21 protein-coding genes are annotated in these 23,224 nt (G+C 68.0%); 15 read left to right on the forward strand and 6 right to left on the reverse strand.

Annotated features, from left to right (window positions below; all coding sequences use genetic code 11):
* Positions 1 to 7: 7 nt before the first annotated feature.
* Positions 8 to 919, forward strand: coding sequence for a tetratricopeptide repeat protein (locus tag G6N57_RS15155; RefSeq protein WP_077741618.1), 912 nt, complete (start codon positions 8 to 10; stop codon positions 917 to 919).
* A gap of 4 nt (positions 920 to 923) precedes the next feature.
* Here the strand turns inward: G6N57_RS15155 and glgB are convergent, their stop codons facing one another.
* Positions 924 to 3,131 (reverse strand): 1,4-alpha-glucan branching protein GlgB, encoded by a 2,208-nt coding sequence (glgB, locus tag G6N57_RS15160; protein ID WP_077741617.1) that lies wholly within the window; start codon positions 3,129 to 3,131, stop codon positions 924 to 926.
* Between the two features lie 7 nt (positions 3,132 to 3,138).
* Complete coding sequence (locus G6N57_RS15165; protein WP_077741616.1) at positions 3,139 to 5,217, reverse strand: alpha-1,4-glucan--maltose-1-phosphate maltosyltransferase; 2,079 nt, start codon at positions 5,215 to 5,217, stop codon at positions 3,139 to 3,141.
* Between the two features lie 190 nt (positions 5,218 to 5,407).
* Here G6N57_RS15165 and G6N57_RS15170 point away from each other — a divergent pair, with 190 nt between their 5' ends.
* The 3 genes from G6N57_RS15170 (at position 5,408) to G6N57_RS15180 (ending at position 9,646) form a co-directional block, all read left to right on the forward strand.
* The gene (locus tag G6N57_RS15170; protein ID WP_077741615.1) at positions 5,408 to 7,999 is read left to right on the forward strand and encodes a glycosyltransferase family 1 protein; all 2,592 of its coding nucleotides are present in this window, start codon (positions 5,408 to 5,410) and stop codon (positions 7,997 to 7,999) included.
* Positions 7,996 to 8,844 (forward strand): Vgb family protein, encoded by an 849-nt coding sequence (locus G6N57_RS15175; RefSeq protein WP_077741614.1) that lies wholly within the window; start codon positions 7,996 to 7,998, stop codon positions 8,842 to 8,844. Before G6N57_RS15170 ends, G6N57_RS15175 begins: the two co-directional genes overlap by 4 nt.
* A 133-nt stretch (positions 8,845 to 8,977) precedes the next feature.
* Positions 8,978 to 9,646 carry an MspA family porin gene (locus tag G6N57_RS15180; RefSeq protein ID WP_407665985.1) on the forward strand — a complete coding sequence of 223 codons (669 nt, stop codon included), beginning with the start codon at positions 8,978 to 8,980 and terminating at the stop codon, positions 9,644 to 9,646.
* Positions 9,647 to 9,649: 3 nt separating this feature from the next.
* Here G6N57_RS15180 and G6N57_RS15185 read toward each other — a convergent pair whose 3' ends face one another.
* The 3 genes from G6N57_RS15185 to G6N57_RS15195 all read right to left on the reverse strand — a co-directional run bounded on the left by G6N57_RS15185 (position 9,650) and on the right by G6N57_RS15195 (position 14,536).
* On the reverse strand, positions 9,650 to 11,092 hold the full coding sequence (locus G6N57_RS15185; protein WP_077742079.1) for a neutral zinc metallopeptidase: 1,443 nt from the start codon (positions 11,090 to 11,092) through the stop codon (positions 9,650 to 9,652).
* 91 nt (positions 11,093 to 11,183) lie between these two features.
* On the reverse strand, positions 11,184 to 13,229 hold the full coding sequence (locus G6N57_RS15190) for an ATP-dependent DNA helicase (RefSeq protein WP_097926442.1): 2,046 nt from the start codon (positions 13,227 to 13,229) through the stop codon (positions 11,184 to 11,186).
* Complete coding sequence (locus G6N57_RS15195) at positions 13,226 to 14,536, reverse strand: nicotinate phosphoribosyltransferase (protein ID WP_077741612.1); 1,311 nt, start codon at positions 14,534 to 14,536, stop codon at positions 13,226 to 13,228. Before G6N57_RS15195 ends, G6N57_RS15190 begins: the two co-directional genes overlap by 4 nt.
* Positions 14,537 to 14,601: 65 nt before the next feature.
* Between G6N57_RS15195 and clpS the strand changes: the two genes are divergently transcribed.
* From clpS to G6N57_RS15250, 11 genes are all read left to right on the forward strand, one after another.
* Entirely contained in the window at positions 14,602 to 14,904 is a 303-nt protein-coding gene (clpS, locus tag G6N57_RS15200; RefSeq protein WP_036448452.1) for an ATP-dependent Clp protease adapter ClpS, read from the forward strand.
* A gap of 6 nt (positions 14,905 to 14,910) precedes the next feature.
* On the forward strand, positions 14,911 to 15,489 hold the full coding sequence (gene aosR, locus G6N57_RS15205) for an oxidative stress transcriptional regulator AosR (protein WP_077741611.1): 579 nt from the start codon (positions 14,911 to 14,913) through the stop codon (positions 15,487 to 15,489).
* A gap of 2 nt (positions 15,490 to 15,491) precedes the next feature.
* Positions 15,492 to 16,532 carry a P1 family peptidase gene (locus tag G6N57_RS15210; protein ID WP_077741610.1) on the forward strand — a complete coding sequence of 347 codons (1,041 nt, stop codon included), beginning with the start codon at positions 15,492 to 15,494 and terminating at the stop codon, positions 16,530 to 16,532.
* 13 nt (positions 16,533 to 16,545) lie between these two features.
* Positions 16,546 to 16,962 carry a M67 family metallopeptidase gene (locus tag G6N57_RS15215; RefSeq protein WP_077741609.1) on the forward strand — a complete coding sequence of 139 codons (417 nt, stop codon included), beginning with the start codon at positions 16,546 to 16,548 and terminating at the stop codon, positions 16,960 to 16,962.
* 22 nt (positions 16,963 to 16,984) lie between these two features.
* Entirely contained in the window at positions 16,985 to 17,260 is a 276-nt protein-coding gene (locus G6N57_RS15220) for a MoaD/ThiS family protein (protein ID WP_077741608.1), read from the forward strand.
* A gap of 6 nt (positions 17,261 to 17,266) precedes the next feature.
* Complete coding sequence (locus G6N57_RS15225; protein ID WP_077741607.1) at positions 17,267 to 18,238, forward strand: cysteine synthase; 972 nt, start codon at positions 17,267 to 17,269, stop codon at positions 18,236 to 18,238.
* Between the two features lie 10 nt (positions 18,239 to 18,248).
* Entirely contained in the window at positions 18,249 to 18,923 is a 675-nt protein-coding gene (locus G6N57_RS15230; protein WP_077741606.1) for a rhomboid family intramembrane serine protease, read from the forward strand.
* A gap of 4 nt (positions 18,924 to 18,927) precedes the next feature.
* Positions 18,928 to 19,752, forward strand: coding sequence for a glutamate racemase (gene murI, locus G6N57_RS15235; protein WP_075923709.1), 825 nt, complete (start codon positions 18,928 to 18,930; stop codon positions 19,750 to 19,752).
* A gap of 64 nt (positions 19,753 to 19,816) precedes the next feature.
* A complete protein-coding gene (locus G6N57_RS15240; RefSeq protein WP_077742078.1) occupies positions 19,817 to 20,584 on the forward strand; it encodes a cyclic nucleotide-degrading phosphodiesterase in 768 nt (255 codons plus the stop codon).
* A 17-nt stretch (positions 20,585 to 20,601) separates the two neighbouring features.
* On the forward strand, positions 20,602 to 21,381 hold the full coding sequence (gene rph, locus G6N57_RS15245) for a ribonuclease PH (protein ID WP_003880216.1): 780 nt from the start codon (positions 20,602 to 20,604) through the stop codon (positions 21,379 to 21,381).
* Positions 21,382 to 21,987 (forward strand): non-canonical purine NTP pyrophosphatase, encoded by a 606-nt coding sequence (locus tag G6N57_RS15250; RefSeq protein WP_077741605.1) that lies wholly within the window; start codon positions 21,382 to 21,384, stop codon positions 21,985 to 21,987.
* Here G6N57_RS15250 and G6N57_RS15255 read toward each other — a convergent pair.
* Complete coding sequence (locus G6N57_RS15255) at positions 21,984 to 23,213, reverse strand: multidrug effflux MFS transporter (RefSeq protein ID WP_077741604.1); 1,230 nt, start codon at positions 23,211 to 23,213, stop codon at positions 21,984 to 21,986. The two genes, G6N57_RS15250 and G6N57_RS15255, sit on opposite strands and share 4 nt — an antisense overlap.
* Positions 23,214 to 23,224 lie beyond the last annotated feature (11 nt).

Below are 23,224 nucleotides of genomic sequence, written 5' to 3' on the forward strand. Positions count from 1 at the left end.
TGGTGGCGTGACTCGTCCACGACCTTCTGTCGGGCCGGCGCTGGCCGGCGCGGTTGACCTCTCGGCACTCAAGCAGCGGCCCGCGGCGGGCGGTGGCAGCGGTGGCAGCCCCAGCGCGGCCGGCGGCCCGAATGTCACCGAGGTCAACGAAGCGAACTTCGAAGCCGAGGTGCTGGTCCGCTCGGGCCAGGTACCGGTGGTGGTGCTGCTGTGGTCGCCGCGCAGCGATTCCAGTGCCGCGCTGGGGGACACCCTGGCCGGGCTGGCCGCGGCCGACAACGGCAAATGGTCCCTGGCGCTGGTCAACGTCGACACCACCCCGCGAGTGGCTCAGATGTTCGGCATCCAGGGCGTGCCTACCGTCGTCGCGCTTGCCGGAGGGCAGCCGATCGCCAGCTTCCAGGGCTCCCAACCGGCCGACGAACTCCGCCGCTGGGTCGACTCGCTGCTCGAGGCGACCGCGGGCAAGCTGACCGGCTCCGGTGCCGGTGACGATGAGCCCGAGCAGGTCGATCCCGAACTGGCCGCGGCCAGGGCCGCCCTCGACGAGGGCGACTTCGCTGCCGCATCGACTGCCTACCAGGCGATACTCGATGCCCAGCCCAACCACGCCGAGGCCAAGGGGGCCGTGCGGCAGATTGCCTTCCTGCAGCGGGCGAGCGCGCAGCGTCCCGATGCGGTGGCCGCTGCCGACGCCGCTCCCGACGACATCGAGGCGGCATTGGCCGCTGCCGACGCCGAGATCCTGGCGCAGAACGTGTCGGCGGCCTTCGACCGGCTCATCGCACTGATCAAGCGGACCGCCGGCGACGACCGGACCACGGTGCGAACCCGGCTCGTCGAACTGTTCGACCTGTTCGACCCGGCCGATCCCGAGGTGGTCGCGGGCCGGCGCAACCTGGCGAACGCGCTGTACTAGCGCGTCAGGCGGGTTCGAACCACAGCATCGCCAGCGGCGGCAGCACCATCACCGCCGAGGCCGGGCGGCCGTGCCACGGTTCATCGGTGGCCTGCACCGCGCCCATGTTCCCGATCCCCGCGCCGTTGTAGATCGTGGCGTCGGTGTTGAGCACCTCGCGCCACTCACCGGTGTGCGGTAGTCCGAGCCGGTACTCGGTGTGCTCGCTGCCTGCGAAGTTGACCACGCAGGCCAGCACGGAACCGTCGGCGCCGAACCGCAGGAAGCTCAGCACGTTGTTGGCTGAGTCGTTCGCGTCGATCCAGGAGTAGCCCTCCGGGCTGGTGTCCCGGCTCCACAGCGCCGGGTGGCGGCGGTAGATCCCGTTGAGATCGCGCACCAGCCGCTGCACGCCGCCCGAGAAGCCCTGCTCGTCGAGCTGGAACCAATCCAGCCCGCGTTCCTCGGACCATTCGGCCCGCTGCCCGAATTCCTGGCCCATGAACAGCAGTTGCTTGCCCGGATGGGCCCACTGGTAGGCGAGCAGACTGCGTAGACCCGCGGCCTTGGCGTGATCGTCACCGGGCATCCGGGTCCACAGCGTGCCCTTGCCGTGCACGACCTCGTCGTGGCTTATCGGCAGCACGTAGTTCTCACTGAAGGCGTACAGCATCGAGAACGTCATCTCGTGATGGTGGTAGCTGCGGTGCACCGGGTCGTGGCTGACGTAGTCGAGCGTGTCGTTCATCCAGCCCATGTTCCATTTCATCGAGAAACCAAGGCCGCCAAGGTTGGTCGGGCGGGTGACACCCGGCCAGGACGTCGACTCCTCGGCGATGGTGACGATGCCCGGGGTCACCTTGTGCACGGTGGCGTTCATCTCCTGCAGGAACTGCACCGCCTCCAGGTTCTCCCGCCCACCGTGGATGTTGGGTGTCCAGCCGCCTTCTGGGCGCGAGTAGTCGAGGTAGAGCATCGAGGCGACGGCATCCACCCGCAGGCCGTCGACGTGGTACTCCTTCAACCAGTACAACGCGTTGGCGACCAGGAAGTTGCGTACCTCCGGCCGGCCGAAGTCGAAAACGTAGGTGCCCCAGTCGAGCTGTTCACCGCGGTGCGGATCGGAATGCTCGTAGAGCGGGGTGCCGTCGAACCGGCCCAGTGCCCAGGCGTCCTTGGGGAAGTGGGCCGGGACCCAGTCGACGATCACCCCGATCCCGGCCCGGTGCAGCGAATCCACCAGGTACCGGAAGTCGTCAGGTGTTCCCAGACGTGAGGTCGGGGCGTAGTAGGAGGTGACCTGGTAACCCCACGAGCCGCCGAACGGGTGCTCGGCCACCGGCAGCAGTTCGACGTGGGTGAAGCCCTGTTCCACAACGTATTCGGTGAGCTCGGTGGCGAGCTGGCGGTAGCTGAGGCCTGGCCGCCAGGACATCAGATGCACCTCGTAGGTGCTCATCGGTTCGAAAACCGGGTTCTGCGCGGCGCGCGCGGTCATCCACTTGCCGTCGTTCCAGGTGTACGTGCTGGTGGTGACCCGCGACGCGGTCTGCGGCGGTACCTCGGTGGCGAACGCCATCGGGTCGGCACGGTCGGTGGTCACTCCGCCGGCACCGTGTACGCGGAACTTGTACAGGCCGCTGACGGGGAACCCGGGCCAAAACAGCTCCCATACCCCGGAGGAGCCCAGCACGCGCATCTGCGCCTCGTTGCCGTCCCAGTGGTTGAAGTCGCCGATCACACTGACGCCCTTGGCATTCGGCGCCCATACCGCGAAGGAGACACCTTCGACGATCCCGTCGGGGGTGGTGAAACTGCGCGGGTGTGCGCCCAGGATCTCCCACAGGCGTTCGTGGCGCCCTTCCGCGAACAGATGGAGGTCCAGTTCGCCGAGGGTGGGCAGGAACCGGTAGGCGTCGGCGGTGGTGTAGGTGAAGATCGTGTCGTCGGCGCCGGGATAGCCGATCTCCAGGCGGTAGTCAGCCAGGTTGGTGAACGGAACAGAGACTGCGAAAATCCCGGAGTCGATGTGCTGCAGTGGGTATCGGTCACCGCCGATCACCGCGACGACCTTGGCGGCGTGCGGGCGGTAGGCCCGGATCACGGTCCGGCCGTTGTACTCGTGGGCACCGAGCACCGAATGCGGGTCGTGGTGTTGACCGATCAGCAGCCGCTGGATGTCGGTGGGGTCGGGCCGCAGATGTAGGTCGGTGAGGTGGTTGATTCTCGTCATCTCGTTCTCATTCCCTGCGTAGCAAGCCCAGTCGTTGCTCATAGGGTACGAGCGGCATGTTCAATACGTGCGCCACCGCCTTGGCGGGATCGATCCGGACGTAATTCGACTGTCCCCACTGGTATTCCTCGCCGGTGATCTCGTCGCGTACCCAGAACCGGTCATGTGATTCCATACCCAGTGCGCCCATGTTCAACCACAGCGTGGCTTCCTCCGGGCTGAACGGGTTGAGGGTGACCACCACGAGCACGGTGTCGCCGGTGATCGGGTCGAACTTGCTGTAGGCGAGCAGTGCGTCGTTGTCCACGTGGTGGAAGGTCAGGGTCCGGAGCTGGCGCAGCGCCGGGTGTAGCCGCCGGATCTCGTTGAGCCGGGTCACGAATGGCTCAAGCGAACGCCCCTCGGCAAGCGCGGCCGCGAAGTCGCGCGGGCGTAGCTCGTACTTCTCCGAGTCGAGGTACTCCTCGCTGCCTTCCCGGACGGGCCGGTGCTCGAACAGCTCGAAACCCGAATACATGCCCCACGACGGGCTCATGGTGGCGGCCAGTACCGCGCGGATCGCGAACATGCCCGGACCGCCGTGCTGCAGTGACTCGTGCAGGATGTCGGGGGTGTTGACCCACAGGCTGGGCCGCGCGCTGTCGGCGTTCGCGGTGATCTCATTGCCGAATTCGGTGAGCTCCCACTTGTTGGTCCGCCAGGTGAAGTACGTGTAGGACTGCGTGAAACCGCGTTTGGCCAGGCCGTAGAGGCGGGCTGGGCGGGTGAACGCCTCGGACAGGAACAGCACGTCCGGGTCCTCGTTCTTGACCTCGGCGATCAGCCAGACCCAGAAGTTGGGTGGTTTGGTGTGCGGGTTGTCGACGCGAAAGACCTTGACGCCGTGCGAGATCCAGAATCGGACCACCCGCAGCACCTCGTGGTAGAGGCCGGCCGGATCGTTGTCGAAGTTGAGCGGATAGATGTCCTGGTACTTCTTGGGCGGGTTCTCCGCGTAGGCGATGGTGCCGTCGGGTAGCACCGTGAACCACTCCGGATGTGCTGCGGCCCAAGGATGGTCGGGCGCGCACTGCAACGCGAGGTCCAGCGCCACCTCGACGCCCTGCTTGCGCGCGGCGGCCACGAAGTCATCGAAGTCGTCGATCGTTCCCAGGTCGGGGTGCACGGCGTCGTGGCCGCCCTCGTCGCTACCGATCGCCCATGGTGACCCGACGTCGTCGGGTCCGGCAGTCACGGCGTTGTTGCGGCCCTTGCGGTGCACCTTGCCGATCGGATGGATGGGCGGCAGGTAGACGATGTTGAAACCCATGCGGGCGATGCGGGGGAGCTGCTCGGCGGCGGTGGCGAATGTCCCGTGCACCGGATGTCCGGTCTTGTCCCAGCCACCCGTGGACCGCGGGAACATCTCATACCAGGAGGAGAACCGGGCCAGCGGCCGATCCACCCACACGCCGTATTGCTCACCGCGGGTGACCAACTCGCGCAACGGGTACTGGTCGAGCAGTTCGGTGACCTCGCCGGACAGGGCCGTCCCGGCACGCAGGAACGGGTCGCCGGGAGTGCGCAGCGCCGCGGCGGCCTCGATCAGGGGATCGCGCAGTTTGCGGGGCACCCCCGCGGCAGCGCGCTCGAGCAGGCGCGCGCCGACCAGCAGGTCGTTGGACAGCTCGGCCTCGCTCTGACCTGCACCGAGCTTGGCCTCGACCGCGTGCCGCCAGGTGGCGATCGGGTCGCCCCAGCCGTCGACCCGGTAGGTCCACAGGCCGACGCTGTCGGGGGTGAACTGCCCGTGGAAGACATCGGGGGTGTGCCCGGTGGACATCGGCAGGGCCTGCGGCTTGATGCGCTGGGCGGGGCGCACCACCTCGGTGATCGGCACGGGGACCGCTGCGGTGCCGGGGCCGGTGGCCAGCCGGGGGTAGTCCGTGCCGAGGTAACGGACCACCAACGTGGCCGCGACCGCGTCATGACCTTCGCGCCAGACCGTGGCCCGTACCGGCACGACTTCGCCGACGACGGCTTTTGCCGGGAACTGTCCGCCGAACACCACAGGCGCGACATCGTCGATTCCGATACGACCGGCCACCCATCCACTCCTCACGTCGTCTCGATCAAGCGGCTGTCTCTCGTTCACTTGCCTTGTCGCGTCTGATACCCACCGTAATGGGCTGCCCAATCTCGCGGGCGTTAAGCGTGGCCGCTCGTACGGATAACACCGGCTGTACGGATATCGCCGACCGCTGCACGAACCGGATTTGTCAGTAAGGTTGGTTCGCGTGAAAGCCCTCAGAAGGTTCACCGTCCGCGCGCACCTTCCCGAGCGGTTGGCGGCGCTGGAACGGCTGTCGATCAACCTGCGCTGGTCGTGGCACAAGCCGACCCAGGATCTGTTTGCTGTCATCGATGCCGAGCTGTGGGAGCAGACCAAGGGCGATCCGGTGGCGCTGCTGGGGGCGGTCAGCCCGCAGCGGCTCGACGAGCTGGCTGCCGACGATTCGTTCCTGGGCCGTCTCGATGAGCTGGCCGCGGACCTGGACAACTATCTGAGCCGCCCGTTGTGGTACCAGCAGCAAATCGCCGACGGAGTCGAGATGCCGAAGGGCATCGCCTATTTCTCGATGGAGTTCGGTGTCGCCGAGGTGCTGCCCAACTATTCGGGCGGCCTGGGCATCCTGGCCGGCGACCATCTGAAATCCGCATCGGATCTGGGTCTGCCGTTGGTCGCCGTGGGCCTGTACTACCGCTCGGGCTACTTCCGGCAGTCACTGACCGCTGACGGTTGGCAGCATGAGACGTACCCGTCGCTGGACCCGCAGGGGCTGCCGTTGCGGCTGCTCACCGATGCCTCCGGGGCGCCCGTGCTGGTGACGCTGGCGCTGCCCGATGCCCGCGAGCTGCGGGCCCGGGTGTGGGTCGCGCAGGTGGGCCGGATTCCGCTGCTTCTCCTCGATTCCGACGTCCCGGAGAACGAGCACGAACTCCGCGGTGTCACCGACCGGCTGTACGGCGGCGATCAGGAGCACCGCATCCGGCAGGAGATCCTGGCCGGTATCGGCGGAGTGCGCGCGATCCGGGCGTTCACCGAGATCGAGAATCTGCCTGCCCCCGAGGTGTTCCACATGAACGAGGGCCACGCCGGCTTCCTCGGCGTGGAGCGGATCCGCGAATTGGTCGCCGCCGGGCTGGACTTCGACACCGCGCTGACCGTCGTGCGGTCGTCGACGGTGTTCACCACCCACACCCCGGTCCCGGCCGGTATCGACCGGTTCCCGGTCGAGATGATCAGGCGTTACTTCGGAAGCCCACCCGGGGGCCCCGCCGATTCCCGGTTGCTGCCCGGTGTGCCGCTCGAGCGGGTGGTCGCGTTCGGTGCCGAGGACGATCCGTCGAAGTTCAACATGGCGCACATGGGTCTGCGGCTGGCGCAGCGGGCCAACGGCGTGTCCTTGCTGCACGGCAGGGTCAGCCGGGCCATGTTCAACGACCTGTGGCCCGGATTCGACCGGGCCGAGGTGCCGATCGGATCGATCACCAACGGCGTGCACGCCCCGACCTGGGCGGCCCCTCAGTGGTTGGCCCTGGGGCGGGAACTGATCGGTTCCGAGGCCGCCGAGCCGGCGGTGTGGGAGCGGCTGCAGGAGGTCGAGCCGGGGCACATGTGGTGGATCCGCTCCCAGCTGCGGGAGACGCTGATCGCCGATGTCCGGGACCGGCTGCGTCGCTCCTGGCTGGAGCGTGGCGCGTCCGAGGCCGAACTCGGCTGGATCGCAACGGCTTTCGATCCGTCGGTGCTGACCGTCGGATTCGCGCGACGGGTGCCGACGTACAAGCGGCTGACGCTGATGCTGCGCGATCCTGAGCGGTTGGAGAAACTGCTGCTCGACGAGAAGCGGCCGGTGCAGTTGATCGTGGCGGGCAAGTCGCACCCGGCCGACGACGGTGGTAAGGCACTCATCCAGCAGATCGTGCGGTTCGCCGACCGCCCGGAGGTGCGGCACCGGATCGCGTTCCTACCGGACTACGACATGTCGATGGCCCGGCTGCTGTACTGGGGTTGCGACGTCTGGCTCAACAATCCGCTGCGGCCGTTGGAGGCCTGCGGCACATCGGGGATGAAGAGTGCGCTCAACGGCGGGCTGAACCTCTCGATCCGGGACGGCTGGTGGGACGAGTGGTACGACGGCGAGAACGGATGGGAGATCCCGACCGCCGACGGAGTGGAGGACGAGGCCCGGCGCGACGACCTGGAGGCCGCCGCTCTCTACGACCTGCTCGAACACGCTGTCACGCCCAAGTTCTACGAGCGCGACGAGCATGGGGTGCCGACCCGCTGGGTCGAGATGGTGCGTCACACGTTGCAGGTGCTGGGGCCGAAGGTGCTGGCCTCGCGGATGGTGCGCGACTACACCGAGAGGTACTACCTGCCTGCGGCGCAGTCGTTGCGAGAGACCGTCGAGGCCACCTCGGGCGAGCCGTTCGGTGCGGCGAGGGAATTGGCCACCTACCGGCGCCGCGCCCAGGAGGCCTGGCCGAAGATCCAGATCACCGATGTGGACAGCTACGGCTTGCCCGACACGCCATTGCTGGGGTCTCAGCTGACGCTGACCGCCACGGTGCAGTTGGCCGGCCTGCGGCCCGACGAGGTGACGGTGCAGGCCGTGCTGGGCCGGGTGGACGCCGGTGACGTGATCCTGAATCCGGTGACCGTACCGATGGCGCACACCGGCTCTGCCGACGGAGGTACCGAGGTGTTCTCGACCAGCACGCCGCTGCCGGTGGCCGGGCCGGTGGGCTACACCGTGCGGGTTCTGCCGCACCACCGGCTGCTGACCGCCGACAACGAGCTCGGCCTGGTGGCGCTGGCTTGAGTAAGGCGCTCAAAGTCTCCCTGGACGGAGGACCGTACGCGCTGGCGGCCGGAAGCGACGGTGCGATGTGGGTGACCCTGGTGCACGGTGGCGCCATCGCCCGGGTCTCGGCCAGCGGTGAGGTCAGCACGTACTCGATCGGAGAAAACTCGCGCCCGTCGATCATCACCGCCGGGCCGGACGGGGCACTCTGGTTCACCCGGGCAGGCGACGATCACATCGGCCGGATCACCACGGCGGGGGAGCTGAGCTCCTTCGAATTGCCCGGGGGCAGTGCGCCTTTCGGGATCACCGCGGGTCCCGACGGGGCATTGTGGTTCACCACGATGTCGTCGGGTGAGATCGGCAGAATCGATACCGACGGTGAGATCACCACGGCGGCCACGGTCGGCGGGATGCCCTCCATGATCACCCAGGGGCCCGACGGTGCGTTGTGGTTCACGCTCAACGAGACCGGTGCGGTGGGTCGGCTGACCGTGGACGGATCTCTCAAGGTGCGCGAGTTGCCCACTGCCGCAGCCGGTCCCGTCGGCATCGCGGCCACCCACGACGACGCCGTGTGGTTCACCGAGATCCGTGCCGACAAGATCGGCAGAATACCGGTCAACGACGCCATCCAGGAATTGGACCTGCCGGGCAAACCGCATGCAGTGGTCGCCGACCCGACCGACGGGGTGTGGGTGAGCCTGTGGGGTGCCGATCAGATCGCCAGGATCAGTGGGGACGGGGACGTGGTGACCATCGACCTGCCGCCCGGCAGCGAACCGCACGGGTTGGCGATCGGTCCGGACGGCGCCTGCTGGGTGGCGCTTGAGTGTGGATTCGTCCTGAAAATGCCCACCTGACTGCTGACCCGCGCTGACGGTCGGGTAAGTACATAGGCAGTTCGTTCCCGCGGGGAACCGTAACGAGAGGCCGCCTGTGTTGATTCGCTCGTTCGGACTGCTCATCGCGGTGTCCGTGGCCTACACGGCGTCGGTGGTGCCTGCCTCGGCCGATCCCGTCGTCACCCCCGACGTCGAGACCGTCGCCGATGTCGTGCCCGCACCGGGCGAACCCGCCGCCGCCGACCTCGTCGAGTCGACGCCGCCGACGCACCTCAAGACCCCGGACGGCTGGAATCTGACGGTGTCGGCCAGTGACGAGACGCAGGCCGCGGTGGCTCCGCTGACCACCGCGGTGTCCTCGCGCGAGTACGTGGTCGGCGGCACCTATCGCGGCTCGATGGCCGGACCCGGCGGCGACGATCCGCGCGGCACGCTGGAGGCCGGCTATCAAATCGGGTGTGGTATCGACATGAGCACCTCCAACGGTGTCTCGTTGACCGGCACCGCGGGCCTCAACAGCTCCATCGGGGTTCTCGGCACCGATGTGGTCTCACCCTGGCCAGAGGGCATCCTGCCGGGTGTCGGCGCGAACATCGGCGGCGGCATCACGATCGGTCTCAAACCGGGCATCATCAACCTGATCCCGGTGGCCGAGAAGGAGTTCAAGGGCACCGAGCCGTGGGTGATGATCAGCAACTTCCGGGTGAAGATCGACGGCTGCGTGGGTCAGTCGTTCATCCGGTCCTATACCGTGCTGACCCGCTCGACCGACCAGTCCGAGGCGGTGCTGGCCTGGTACGGCACCACGAAGGTGGTCTGACGCTCAGGCGAACCGCTTGAGGCAACGTTGCTCGTCGCCGAGGATGCCGACCCGGAACGCGTCGATGCGGGCGAACCCCGACGGCACCGACTCGCCGTTCACGTCACTGGCCGCCAACCCGTTGGTGAGGATGCCCGACACCGCCTCGTCGACATCACCGGCGGTCAGCAGAATGGTGTCGCCGTTGGGCAGCTTCACCGGCTTGATCATCCTGGCGGTGGCCACCCCGGTCAGACAGGCGGTGCGCAGCGCCGCCTCCGCGTTGTCGAGCACCAGGCCGCGGGCATGCTGCAGGGCCAGCATGTAGCGGGAGATCAGGACGGAGAAGGCGGTGTTGTCGCCGCCGGCCAGGTCGCCGACGTCGACCTCGTCGGACGGCGCTGCGAGCGCCTGCAATTCGGCCAGGTCGATCACGATGCTGTTGGTGTCCGGGCAATAGGACGCCGGCGGGCTGGGCCGCGCGCTCGGACAGTCCACCGCGGCGTCGGGCCGGAAGTTGAGCTGCGGGGGATCGGTGGGTTTGAAGATGATGTTGAGCGCGTCGACCATCGAGCGGACCCAGCGTTCGGTGATGTCCAGGTCGCCGCTCTGATCCTCGGGCAGCAGGACCGGCAGGTCGCCACGCCGCTGGTTGATCTCCTTGACGTCGATCGCGGCGCAGGCCGCCGGGCCGTCGGTGAATCCGAACTGGAACGCCGAGATCCGTTCGAACGCCGATCCGTGCTCGTCGATCCCGACCTGAGCTTCGGCCTCGGTGAGCAGCGGGTCCCGGAACGCGATCACCGCGGCCAGCAGGTTGTTGAGCCCGTCGGCAGTACTGAGCGTGAACCGCGGGGAATCGCCCTGGGCCACCCATCGCATGTAGGTGCCCGCCAGGCAGTCGGCCTGCTGTTCGGCGACCAGGGTGGGTGTCTGGCGGGTGATCAGCCCGGCCTGCTGCTGGATGGCGTGGCCGTACTCGTGTGCGAGCACCATGACGGCTCCCATGTCGCCGTTCTGCTGGCGCAGGCCGGGAATCAGCACGCCGCGGTCCCAGCCGATGGTCCGGTCCGGTTTGCAGAACGCGGCATTGACCAGACCGTAGGTGTCCATGCCGCAGAACTGCCCGTCGAAACCCTCGGCGTCCCAGGAGATCAGCGCCCGCACCGGCTGGAATTCACCGTCGAACGCCTCGGCGTAGGCGTCCGACCAGAACTCTTCGAGATCGCTGACGGCACTGGCCGCGAGGTTGTCGGCCTTGCCGCCGTCGGTGTTCTTGACCTGGCGCGAAGGTTGCTCGGCGTTGGGACGCAGCCCGCTGGAGCCGTCGGTGGCAGGCATGCCGGCGACCGAGAAGGGATCGGCGAACACCGATACCGCCGTGCCGCCGACCAGAGACGAGCACCCGGCCAGCGACAACACCGTGCACACTGTCAGCGCGATGCCGAACAGGGTGCGTCGGCTCATCATCGCTGCCTTCCGGTGCACTCTGGCGGTTATCTGTCCGCGCGGCTATGCCGCACACACTAGTTAACTCGGCGCGCACCCGGTGCGGTTATCAGCCCGCTCCCCGAAGCCGCTTCAGCGACTGACGTACCCGCTCAGGATCGGTGGTGGACCAGAACGGCGGCAATGACGATCGCAGGTACCCGCCGTAGCGGGCGGTCGCCAACCGGGAGTCCAGCACCGCGATCACGCCCCGATCGTCGGTGTGGCGCAGCAGCCGTCCGGTGCCCTGGGCCAGCAGCAGCGCGGCGTGATTGGCGGCGATCGCCATGAAGCCGTTGCCGCCGTGCGCGCTGATCGCCCGTTGCCGCGCGGTCAACAGCGGATCGTCCGGGCGCGGGAAGGGAATCCGATCGATCAGCACCAGTGACAGCGACGGCCCCGGGACGTCCACGCCCTGCCACAGCGACAGGGTGCCGAACAGGGAGGTCTCGGGATCGTCGGAAAACTGTTGCACCAAAGCCGAAGTCGTATCCTCACCCTGGCAGAGCACCGGGGTGGACAGGCGCTCGCGCATGACCTCGGCAGCGGCCTTGGCCGCGCGCATCGAGGAGAACAGGCCCAGGGTGCGGCCACCGGCGGCGGTGATCAGTCCCTCGATCTCGTCCAGGGTCCGGGCATCGGTGCCGTCTCGCCCCGGCGCCGGTAAATGCTTGGCTACGTAGAGGATTGCGGATTTGGCGTGGTCGAACGGTGACCCCACGTCCAAGCCGCGCCAGCCCGGTTTGGCGGGTGCGCCGGCCCCGCCCGGTTTGGCCGGCTCGCCGGCATCGCCGAGGCCGCCCAGCCCCCAGTTGCGCGCCATCGCGTCGAAGTTGCCGCCCAGGGTCAGCGTCGCCGAGGTCAACACCGCGGTGGTGTTGGCGAACAGCCTGGTGCGCAACAGCCCGGCGACCGACATCGGGGCGACTCGCAAGATCACCCGGGTGGCGTTCGCGCTTTCTTCCCGGGCCACCCAGACCACGTCGACGCGGTCGGGGATGGGTGGGACGAACGATGTGAGGATGCGGGTGGCGGTGTCGCTGACGTCGCTCAGCGCGGTGACGGCCTCGGTGCGGGCCGAGGCCGCCTGCGGGTCACTCGGGGTGGTGTCGATCGCCGTGCGCGCCGCGTTGGCCGCGTCGCGCAGCGCGGTCAGATAGACGCCCAGTTCCTCGTCGAGCACGTCGATACGGCCGGCGTCGAGTTCGTGCAGCAGCGAGGTCAACGTCGCGACGGCGGCCTCGAAGCGTTGCGCCAGTTCGTCATCGACGAGCCGCGACATCCTGCGGTGCGCCACCCCCATGGACGTGGCCGACAACTCGGCGGTGGCCACCCCGGTCACCCGGTCGGCCAGTTCGTGGGCCTCGTCGACCACCAGCAGTTCGTACTCGGGCAGTACCGAGAATTCGGAGAGCGCATCGATGGCCAGCAGGGCGTGATTGGTGACGACGACGTCGGCGGCACCGGCCTTCTCCCTGGCCCGCTCGGCGAAGCAGTCGGTGCCGAACTGGCACCGCGACACCCCGATGCATTCGCGTGCCGACACGCTGACCTGAGACCACGACCGGTCCGGCACGCCGGGAGTCAGCTCGTCGCGGTCACCGGTCTCGGTGTCCGAGGACCACTCGGTCAGCCGCTGCACATCGCGGCCCATGGCGCTGATCGCCATCGGCGAGAACAGTTCGTCCTGTGGACGGTCCGCCGGATCTTCGGCTGACCCATTGTGAATCTTGTTGAGGCACAGATAGTTTCCTCGCCCCTTGAGCAAGGCGAAGGTAGGTTTGCGGGGCAGCGCGTCAGCCAGCGAGTTCACCAGCCGGGGCAGGTCGCGGTCCACCAGTTGACGTTGCAGTGCGATCGTGGCCGTCGACACCACCACCGGTTGCTCGGTCTGCAGGGCGCGGGCGATCGACGGCACCAGGTAGGCAAGCGACTTGCCGGTGCCGGTGCCGGCCTGCACCGCCAGGTGCTCACCGGACTCGAAGGCGTTGGCCACGGCCTCGGCCATCTCCACCTGGCCGGGACGGCTGGCACCGCCGAGCCCTTTGACGGCGATCTTGAGCAGATTGGTCACCACGTTGGCCACCTCACGGGATGGCTTCGATTTCGTCGTCATGTCTGGGGCGGCACGACCCGGGTGGGGATGGCCGGCTCGCCGCGGGACAACTTCAGGCCATCCCACGGCAGGCTGTGTAACCCGGCGGCGACTCGCTCGCGGGCGGCGGCCAGGTCGGTGGCCGGGTGATGTCCTTCCACCGGGACGCCGCCGGTCACCAGCGGCACGGTGAGCCGGCGAGCGGTGAGTCCCGAGGTCTCCAGGGGCTCCTGACCGTACGGGTGGACCACCTCTTCGACGATCGTGCCCGAGGATTTGGCGAGCCGCACGGCCTGCTTGCGGCCACCGTGGGACTCCTTGCGGCTGCTGCGCTTGGCCACGGGCATCCCGTCGACCTCGACCAGCTTGTAGACCATGCCCGCGGTCGGCGCGCCGGATCCGGTGACCACCGACGTGCCGACGCCGTAGCTGTCGACGGGCTCGGCGCGAAGGGCAGCGATTGCGAACTCGTCGAGATCCCCGGAGACCACGATCTGTGTGTTCGTGGCGCCGAGGTCATCGAGCTGCTGGCGCACCTGACGGGCCAGCACACCCAGATCACCCGAGTCGATGCGCACCGCGCCCAACTGCGGGCCGGCTGCCGCGATCGCATTCGCCACCCCCGCGGTGATGTCGTAGGTGTCCACCAGCAGGGTGGTGTCGACGCCGAGTGCTGCGACCTGGCCGCGGAACGCGGCCTGCTCGTCCGGCCCGGACTCGGTGGTGTGCAGCAGGGTGTAGGCGTGCGCCGCGGTGCCCAGTGCGGGCACGCCGTAGCGCTGCTGGGCGGCCAGATTCGAGGATCCGGTGAAGCCGGCGAGGTAGGCGGCGCGGGCCGCGGCGACGGCGGCCAGCTCATGAGTACGGCGTGAACCCATCTCGATCATCGGCCGACCGTGGGCGGCACTGGCCATCCGGGCCGCGGCCGAGGCGATCGCCGTGTCGTGGTTGAGGATTGAGAGCACGAGCGTTTCCAGCACCACACACTCGGCGAAGCTGCCATGCACCGACAGCACCGGGGAACCGGGGAAGTAGAGCTCGCCCTCGGCGTAGCCGTCGACGTCGCCGCTGAACCGGTAGCTCGACAGGAAATCCAGTGTTTCGGTATCCAGGAACTCCGCGAGCGTGGCGAGCTCGTCGGCTGCGAACGTGAACTCCGCCAACGCTTCCACAAACCGCCCGGTGCCCGCGACGACGCCATAGCGACGTCCCTCGGGTAGCCGGCGGGCAAAGACCTCGAACGTGGTGCGGCGGTGCGCCGTGCCATCGCGCAGAGCGGCGGCGAGCATCGTCAGCTCGTACTTGTCGGTGAGCAACGCGACGGTCACACCAGCAACCGTAGCTGTTCGCGGCTGTTTCAATAGCGCGGCACCCCTGCCGGTATTGTGGGCCCATGGTTACACCGGCGAAGGCCCGACCGGGGACCCGCGAAGAGCGCAGTGTCGAGGGAGTCGAGGCTACCGAAAGCCCGTGGGTGACCATCGTCTGGGACGATCCGGTCAACCTGATGACCTATGTCACCTACGTGTTCCAGAAACTGTTCGGATACAGCGAGCCGCACGCCACCAAACTCATGCTGCAGGTGCACAACGAAGGCAAGGCCGTGGTGTCGGCGGGCAGCCGTGAGTCGATGGAGACCGACGTTTCCAAACTGCATGCCGCGGGGCTGTGGGCGACCATGCAACAGGACCGCTGATCGACTGTGCGCAAATGGAAAAGGGTAGAGACCGGGAACGGTCTGCGGTTGCGCTCGGCGCTGGAAGCCCACGAAGCCGCGTTGTTGACGAGCCTGGGCACTTCGATGCTCGGCATGCTGGACGAGCGTGGATCATCCGGGCCCACAGACGAACTCGAGATGATCACCGGAATGAAGACCGGCAATCCGCAGCCGCCGGAGGACGCCACCATGAAGCGTCTGCTCCCGGATTTCTATCGGCCGCAGACCGAGCATCCCGCCGGCTCCGGTACCGCCGAGAGTCTCAACAGCGCGCTGCGCGGGCTGCATGAACCGGCGATCATCGAGGCCAAACGTGAAGCGGCCCAACGTTTGTTGGACACGATTCCGGACGGCGGCGGCAAGTTCGAGCTGACCGAAGACGACGCCGAGGCGTGGGCGGCCGCCGTCAACGACATCCGACTGGCGTTGGGCACCATGCTCGAGATCGGGCCGCACGGTCCCGAGCAGCTGCCCGCCGAGCACCCGATGGCCGGGCACGTCGACGTCTACCAGTGGCTGACCGTGCTGCAGGAGTACCTCGTCCTCGGCCTGATGGGGAAGTAGCGATGAGCTTGACGGGATCGATCACCGACGTCGGCGGGATTCTCGTCGGCCACCATCACCGGATCGACCCCGACGTGACGCTGGGCTCGGGGTGGGCATCCGGATCCACCGTGGTGCTGACCCCGCCGGGGACCGTCGGCGCCGTCGACGGTCGCGGCGGAGCCCCCGGCACCCGCGAGACCGACCTGCTCGACCCGATCAATACCGTGCGCCATGTCGACGCCGTCGTGCTCACCGGTGGCAGTGCCTACGGGCTCGCCGCCGCCGACGGGGTGATGACCTGGCTGGAGGAGCAGGGCCGCGGGGTGGCGATGGATGGCGGCGTGGTCCCGATCGTGCCTGCCGCGGTGATCTTCGATCTGCCGGTCGGCGGCTGGGCCAACCGGCCGACGGCGGAGTTCGGCTACGCGGCTGCCGCTGCTGCCTCCACGGAGTTCGCGTTGGGCACCGTCGGCGGCGGCGTCGGTGCGCGGGCCGGCGTCCTCAAGGGCGGTGTCGGCACCGCGTCGGTGACCCTGGACTGCGGCGTGACCGTGGGGGCCCTGGTCGTCCTCAACGCCGCCGGTGATGTCGCGGACCCGGCCACCGGCCTGCCCTGGATGGCGTCGCTGATCGAGGAATTCGGGCTCGTCGCCCCGCCCGCCGATCAACTCGCCGCATATGCCGATCGGCATCGTGAGATCGGCCCGCTGAACACCACCATCGCGGTGATCGCTACCGACGCCGATCTGAGCCCGGCCGGGTGCCGCCGGGTGGCCGTCGCTGCGCACGACGGACTGGCCAGGACCATCTCGCCGTGTCACACCCCGCTGGATGGCGATACGGTGTTTGCGCTGGCGACCGGCGCGGTGACCGTCGAACCGGACGAAAAGACCCCGGCGGCGATGTCGCCGGAGACCGCACTGGTCACCCGGGTCGGGGCGGCCGCGGCGGACGTCCTGGCCCGCGCCGTGCTGGTCGGGCTGCTCGCCGCCGAGCCGGTGGCAGGAATACCGACCTACCGGGACATGTTGCCGGGAGCATTCGCAGTGAAGGAAGTTTGATGGGAGTGAGCAAGTGCTGGTGATCCGCCGGGATCTCGTCGAGGCCATGGTGGCGCATGCCCGCGCCGACCATCCTGACGAGGCGTGCGGGGTGATCGCCGGACCGGAGGGCTCTGACCGGCCGGACCGGTTCATCGCGATGGTCAACGCCGAACGTTCCCCGACCTTCTACCGGTTCGACTCCGGCGAGCAGCTCAAGGTGTGGCGCGCGATGGATGACGCCGACGAGGTGCCCGTCGTCATCTACCACTCACACACCGCGACCGAGGCCTACCCGAGCCGCACCGACATCTCTTATGCCTCCGAGCCGGACGCCCACTATGTGCTCGTCTCCACGCGGGACCCGCAAGAGCACGAGTTGCGCAGCTACCGCATCGTCGACGGCGTCGTCACCGAGGAACCCGTCACTATCGTTGAGCAGTACACATAGTCCTGAGGAGGGCACCCGCATCATGCCTGTAACCGTTTCGATCCCCACCATCCTGCGTCCGCACACCGACGGGCAGAAGCGCGTCAGCGCCTCCGGCGCCACCTTGCAGGCGGTGATCGCCGACCTCGAGGCCAACTACTCCGGCATCTCCGACCGGCTCGTCGACAACGGCAAGTTGCACCGCTTCGTCAACATCTACGTCAACGACGAGGATGTGCGGTTCTCCGGCGGGCTGGACACCGCCATCGCCGACGGCGACTCGGTCACGATCCTGCCCGCCGTCGCGGGTGGGGCCTAACCCTCCATGACCAGATACGACTCGCTGCTGCAGGCCCTCGGCAACACCCCGTTGGTCGGGCTGCAGCACCTGTCGCCGCGGTGGGAGGACAATTCCGACGGGCCGCATGTGCGGTTGTGGGCCAAGCTCGAGGACCGCAACCCGACCGGCTCGATCAAAGACCGGCCCGCGCTGCGCATGATCGAGCAGGCCGAACGTGACGGGCTGCTCAGCCCGGGCGCCACGATCCTGGAGCCCACCAGTGGTAATACAGGCATCTCGCTGGCCATGGCCGCGATGCTCAAGGGCTACAACATGATCTGCGTGATGCCCGAGAACACCTCCATCGAGCGACGCCAGATCCTCGAACTGTACGGCGCGAGGATCATCTTCAGCGCCGCCGAGGGCGGTTCCAATACCGCGGTGGCGACCGCGAAAGAGCTTGCGGCCCAGAATCCTTCGTGGGTGATGCTCTACCAGTACGGCAACCAGGCCAATTCCGACGCGCACTACTACGGCACCGGGCCCGAGCTGCTGGCCGACCTGCCCGAGATCACACACTTCGTCGCGGGGCTCGGTACCACCGGCACCCTGATGGGCACCGGCCGCTTCCTGCGCGAGAACGTGCCGGGCGTGCAGATCGTGGCCGCCGAACCGCGCTACGGCGAGGGTGTTTACGCGCTGCGCAACATCGATGAGGGGTTCATCCCCGAGCTGTATGACCCCGAGGTGCTGACCACCCGGTTCTCGGTGGGCTCCTACGACGCGGTCAAACGCACCCGCGATCTGGTGACCCGCGAAGGCATCTTCGCCGGCATCTCCACCGGCGCGGTGCTGCACGCGGCGCTCGGTATGGGCGCCAAGGCGATCAAGGCCGGCGAGCGCGCCGACATCGCGTTCGTCGTCGCCGACGCCGGTTGGAAGTATCTGTCGACCGGTGCCTACGCCGGTAGCCTTGATGACGCAGAGGATGCGTTGGAAGGGCAGCTATGGGCTTGAGTGGGCCGAGATGACCACCCCGGGTCTACCCGCGTCCAGCGCACCGAAGAAGCGGCCGGCATGGATCGTCGGCGGCGTCACGATCGTCAGCTTCGTCGCGCTGCTGTACGTGATCGAGTTCATCGACACCGCCATGGGCCACCGGCTCGACCAGGACGGCATCCGGCCCCTGCAGACGGATGGCCTCTGGGGCATCCTGTGGGCGCCGCTGCTGCACGGCGGCTGGCCGCACCTGATCGCCAACACCGTGCCCGCACTGGTGCTCGGCTTCCTGATGACGCTGGCCGGGATGGGGCGGTTTGTCGCCGCGACGGCCATCATCTGGATTCTCGGCGGCTTCGGCACCTGGCTGATAGGCAACATCGGTCTGCACTGTCCGTACGTGACGGTGCAGTGCACGAGCACGCACATCGGCGCCTCCGGGTTGATCTTCGGCTGGCTGGCATTTCTGATCGTGCTCGGCTTCTTCACCCGCAAGGTGTGGGAGATCGTGGTCGGCGTCGTCGTGCTGTTCTTCTACGGCGGTGTGCTGTTCGGGGTGCTGCCGGGCAACCCGGGTGTGTCCTGGCAGGGCCACTTGAGCGGGGCCCTTGCCGGTGTGGTGGCGGCATACCTCCTGTCCGGACCGGAACGGAAGTCGCGCGAAGCGAGGAAGAATTCCGCCCAGCCACGTCTGAGCGCATGAACCTATGAACGACCAACTGGCACCCGTCGGCATCTTCGACTCCGGCGTCGGCGGACTGACGGTGGCCCGCGCGATCATCGACCAACTGCCCGACGAGGACATCATCTACGTCGGCGACACCGGCAACGGTCCGTATGGGCCGCTGACCATCCCCGAGATCCGGGCACACTCTCTGGCCATCGGCGACGACCTGGTGGCCCGCGGCGTCAAGGCTCTCGTGATCGCGTGCAACACCGCGTCGTCGGCCTGCCTGCGTGACGCGCGCGAGCGCTACTCCCCGGTGCCGGTGGTCGAGGTGATCCTGCCCGCGGTGCGGCGCGCGGTGGCCGCTACCCGCAATGGGCGCATCGGCGTCATCGGCACTGCCGCCACGATCGCCTCGGGCGCCTATCAGGATGCGTTCGCGGCCGCACGGGACACCGAGGTGTTCGGGGTCGCCTGCCCGCGCTTCGTCGACTTCGTCGAGCGAGGGGTCACCAGCGGCCGTCAGGTGCTCGGTCTGGCCGAGGGCTATCTGGAGCCTCTGCAGCGCGCCGAGGTCGACACCCTGGTGTTGGGCTGCACGCACTATCCGATGCTGTCGGGGCTCATCCAGTTGGCGATGGGCGACAACGTCACGCTGGTGTCGTCGGCGGAGGAGACGGCCAAGGACCTGCTCAGGGTGCTGACCGAACTGGATTTGCTGAAGCCGCACGACTCGGGTCCGGCGCAGCGGGTGTTCGAGGCGACCGGAGATCCTGAGGCGTTCACCGCACTCGCCGCGCGTTTCCTGGGGCCGGGCCTGGACGGGGCGCGGCAGGTCCGGCGTCACGCGGGCGTCACAAAATGATCTGCATCGCCCAAACCGCCGATGTCTTGGCAACGTGCACATCGGGCATGGCAAGCTAGACACTGTGCGATTGACCATCCTGGGATGCTCCGGCAGCGTTGTCGGCCCGGATTCGGCAGCCTCCGGCTATCTCGTCACCGCACCAGACACGATTCCGATGGTCGTCGACTTCGGCGGTGGCGTCCTTGGTGCGTTGCAGCGCTATGCCGATCCGAATTCGGTCAACGTGTTGCTGTCGCATCTGCATGCCGATCACTGCCTGGATCTGCCCGGGTTGTTCGTCTGGCGGCGGTACCACCCGATTCCGGCCACCGAGCGCGGCCTGATGTACGGGCCGGCCAACACGTGGGCCCGGCTGGGTGCGGCGTCCTCGCCGGAGGGCGGAGAGATCGACGACTTCACCGACATCTTCGAGGTGCGGCACTGGGAGGACGGCGCACCGGTCCAGATGGGCACGCTCAACATCACGCCGCGGCTGGTGTGCCACCCCACCGAGTCCTACGGCATGCGGTTCACCGATCCGTCCGGGGCGACCCTCGTCTACAGCGGGGATACCGGTTACTGCGACGCACTGGTCGAGCTCGCCCGCGGGGCTGACGTCTTCCTGTGCGAGGCGTCGTGGACACACGATCCGTCCCGGCCGCCTCATCTGCACCTGTCGGGCACCGAGGCCGGGCGCGCGGCGGCCGAAGCCGGCGTCGGTGAGCTGCTGCTGACACACATTCCGCCGTGGACCTCACGCGAGGATGTGATCAGCGAAGCCAAGGCCGAGTTCGACGGCCCGGTGCACGCCGTGGTGTGCGGCGAGACCTTCGACGTCACCCGGGGCTGACCCGCTAGGGTTGGCGGGTGTCCAAGCGAGAAGACGGTCGTCTCGACGACGAACTGCGCCCGGTAACCATCACCCGCGGTTTCACATCGCATCCCGCAGGCTCGGTACTGGTGGAGTTCGGCCAGACCCGCGTCATGTGCACCGCCTCGGTCACCGAGGGTGTGCCGCGCTGGCGCAAGGGTTCCGGTCAAGGCTGGCTGACGGCCGAGTACGCCATGCTGCCCGCCGCCACGCATGACCGCTCGGACCGCGAATCGGTCAAGGGCCGCGTTGGCGGCCGCACCCAGGAGATCAGCCGGCTGGTCGGACGCTCGCTGCGCGCGTGCATCGACCTCGGCGCGTTGGGGGAGAACACCATCGCGATCGACTGCGACGTGCTGCAGGCCGACGGCGGTACCCGCACCGCGGCCATCACCGGCGCCTATGTGGCGCTGTCCGACGCGGTGACGTATCTGGCTGCGGCCGGGCGGCTTTCGGATCCGCGGCCGCTGTCGTGCGCGATCGCCGCCGTTTCGGTGGGCGTGGTCGACGGACGTGTCCGGGTCGACCTGCCCTACGTCGAGGATTCCCGCGCCGAGGTGGACATGAACGTCGTCGCCACGGACACCGGCACCCTGGTGGAAATTCAGGGCACCGGCGAGGGCGCCACCTTCCCGAGGTCCACGCTGGACAAGATGCTCGACGCCGCGCTCGGCGCGTGCGAGCAGCTGTTCGTCATCCAGCGTGAGGCACTGGAACTGCCGTACCCGGGCGTGCTGCCCGAGGGTCCTGCCCCCAAGAAAGCGTTCGGTAGCTGAGTGCCCTCGCTTCTGGTAGCCAGCCGTAACGCCAAGAAGCTGGCCGAGCTGCGGCGGGTGCTGGATGCCGCCGGGATCACCGGACTTGACCTGGTGTCCCTGGCCGACGTGGCCCCATATGACGAGGCACCTGAAACCGGTGCGACGTTCGAGGACAACGCGTTGGCCAAGGCGACGGACGGCTTTCGTGCCACCGGATTGGCTTGCGTGGCAGACGATTCCGGAATCTCTGTGGATGCCCTGAACGGCATGCCCGGAGTGCTGTCCGCGAGGTGGTCCGGTAAGCACGGGGACGACGCCGCGAACACGGCTCTGCTCCTGGGGCAGCTGGCCGATGTGCCGTATGCGCGTCGCGGTGCGGCGTTCGTGTCCGCGTGTGCGCTGGTGTCTGCATCGGGTTCGACGGTGGTGCGCGGCGAGTGGCCCGGCACCGTCACCCACGAACCCCGCGGCGCCGGCGGGTTCGGGTATGACCCGGTGTTCCTACCTGACGGATCTACTTTGACGGCCGCCGAGCTGTCACCCGCCGAGAAGGACGCGGCATCGCACCGTGGCCGGGCGCTGGCGCTGCTGGTGCCGGCGCTCAGGGAGTTGGCCGGGTCCTAGTCAGTTGCCCGGTCCTGCGAGCGGCGGGTCAGCAGCAGCGCTGCCGCGCCGATGCCGGCACTGACCACCATGGCCACCGCCATGGGCAGTGCGGTGTGGTCCCCGCCGAGCCCGACGATCGGTGACACCAGCGCCGCGAGGCCGAACTGCAATGCGCCCAGTACCGCAGAACCGGTGCCGGCCGCATGGCGGACCTGATCGAGTGCCAGTGCGGTCGCATTGGCGGCTACCAGGCCGAGGCTCGCGACCGCGCCCCAGAGCAGCAGCAGCGACGCCCACAGCACCGGACCGAGCAGCGCGTCCACCAACAGCAGCACTGAGAAGAGGACGAGCAGGCCGACGCCGAGGTGCAGCAACCGGCGCTGGCCGAATCGCCCGACGATTCTGGCGTTGACGGCATTCATGATCACGATGCCCGCGGCGTTCGCGGCGAAGGCGAACGAATAGTGCAGCGGGGACAGGCCGAGCACGTTCTGAAGCACGAATGGTGAGGCCGAGATGTAGGCGAACATCACGGTGAAGCCGAACGCGAATGCCAGCGTGTAGCCGATGTAGTCGCGATTGGTCAGCACAGACCGCGCATCGCGGAGCATCGCGGTCACCCCGCCGGTGTGACGACGGTCCTTGGGGTGGGTCTCGGTGAGTACGGCGACGACGCCGAGGAACATCGCCACGGCGAGCCCGGCGAGAATCCAGAAGACGCCGCGCCAGCCGATCACGCCCATCAGCGATCCTCCGATGAGCGGTGCCAGCACCGGCGCGGCGCCGTTGATGATCATCATCAGGCTGAATGCTCGTGCGGCCACCGCACCGTGCGCTCGGTCGGCTACGACGGCACGGCTGAGCACGACGCCGGCGGCACCGCTGAATCCCTGCACGAAGCGGAATGCCGTCAGCGCTGCGATGTTCGGAGCGAGCGCGCAGGCCACACCGGCCAGGATGCAGACGAAGGTGCCCGCGAGCATCAGGGGACGCCTTCCGAATCGGTCCGAGAGCGGACCGAGGATCAGCTGCCCACTGGCCAGGCCCACCATGAACGAGGTCAGGGTGAACTGGACCGCCGAGGCCGATGTGCCGAACTCGGCGGCCATCGCCGGGAAGGCGGGCAGGTACATGTCGATCGACAGCGGCGCCACGGCGGTCAGCAGGGCGAGCACGCCAAGCCAGCTCAGCGGTAGCGCAGGTGTGTGGGACGTTGTATCGGTAGTTGTGGTTCGAGTGCTCATACGACCTTAGA

Origin of the sequence: Mycolicibacterium boenickei (genome assembly GCF_010731295.1) — a bacterium.
Classification (GTDB): domain Bacteria; phylum Actinomycetota; class Actinomycetes; order Mycobacteriales; family Mycobacteriaceae; genus Mycobacterium; species Mycobacterium boenickei.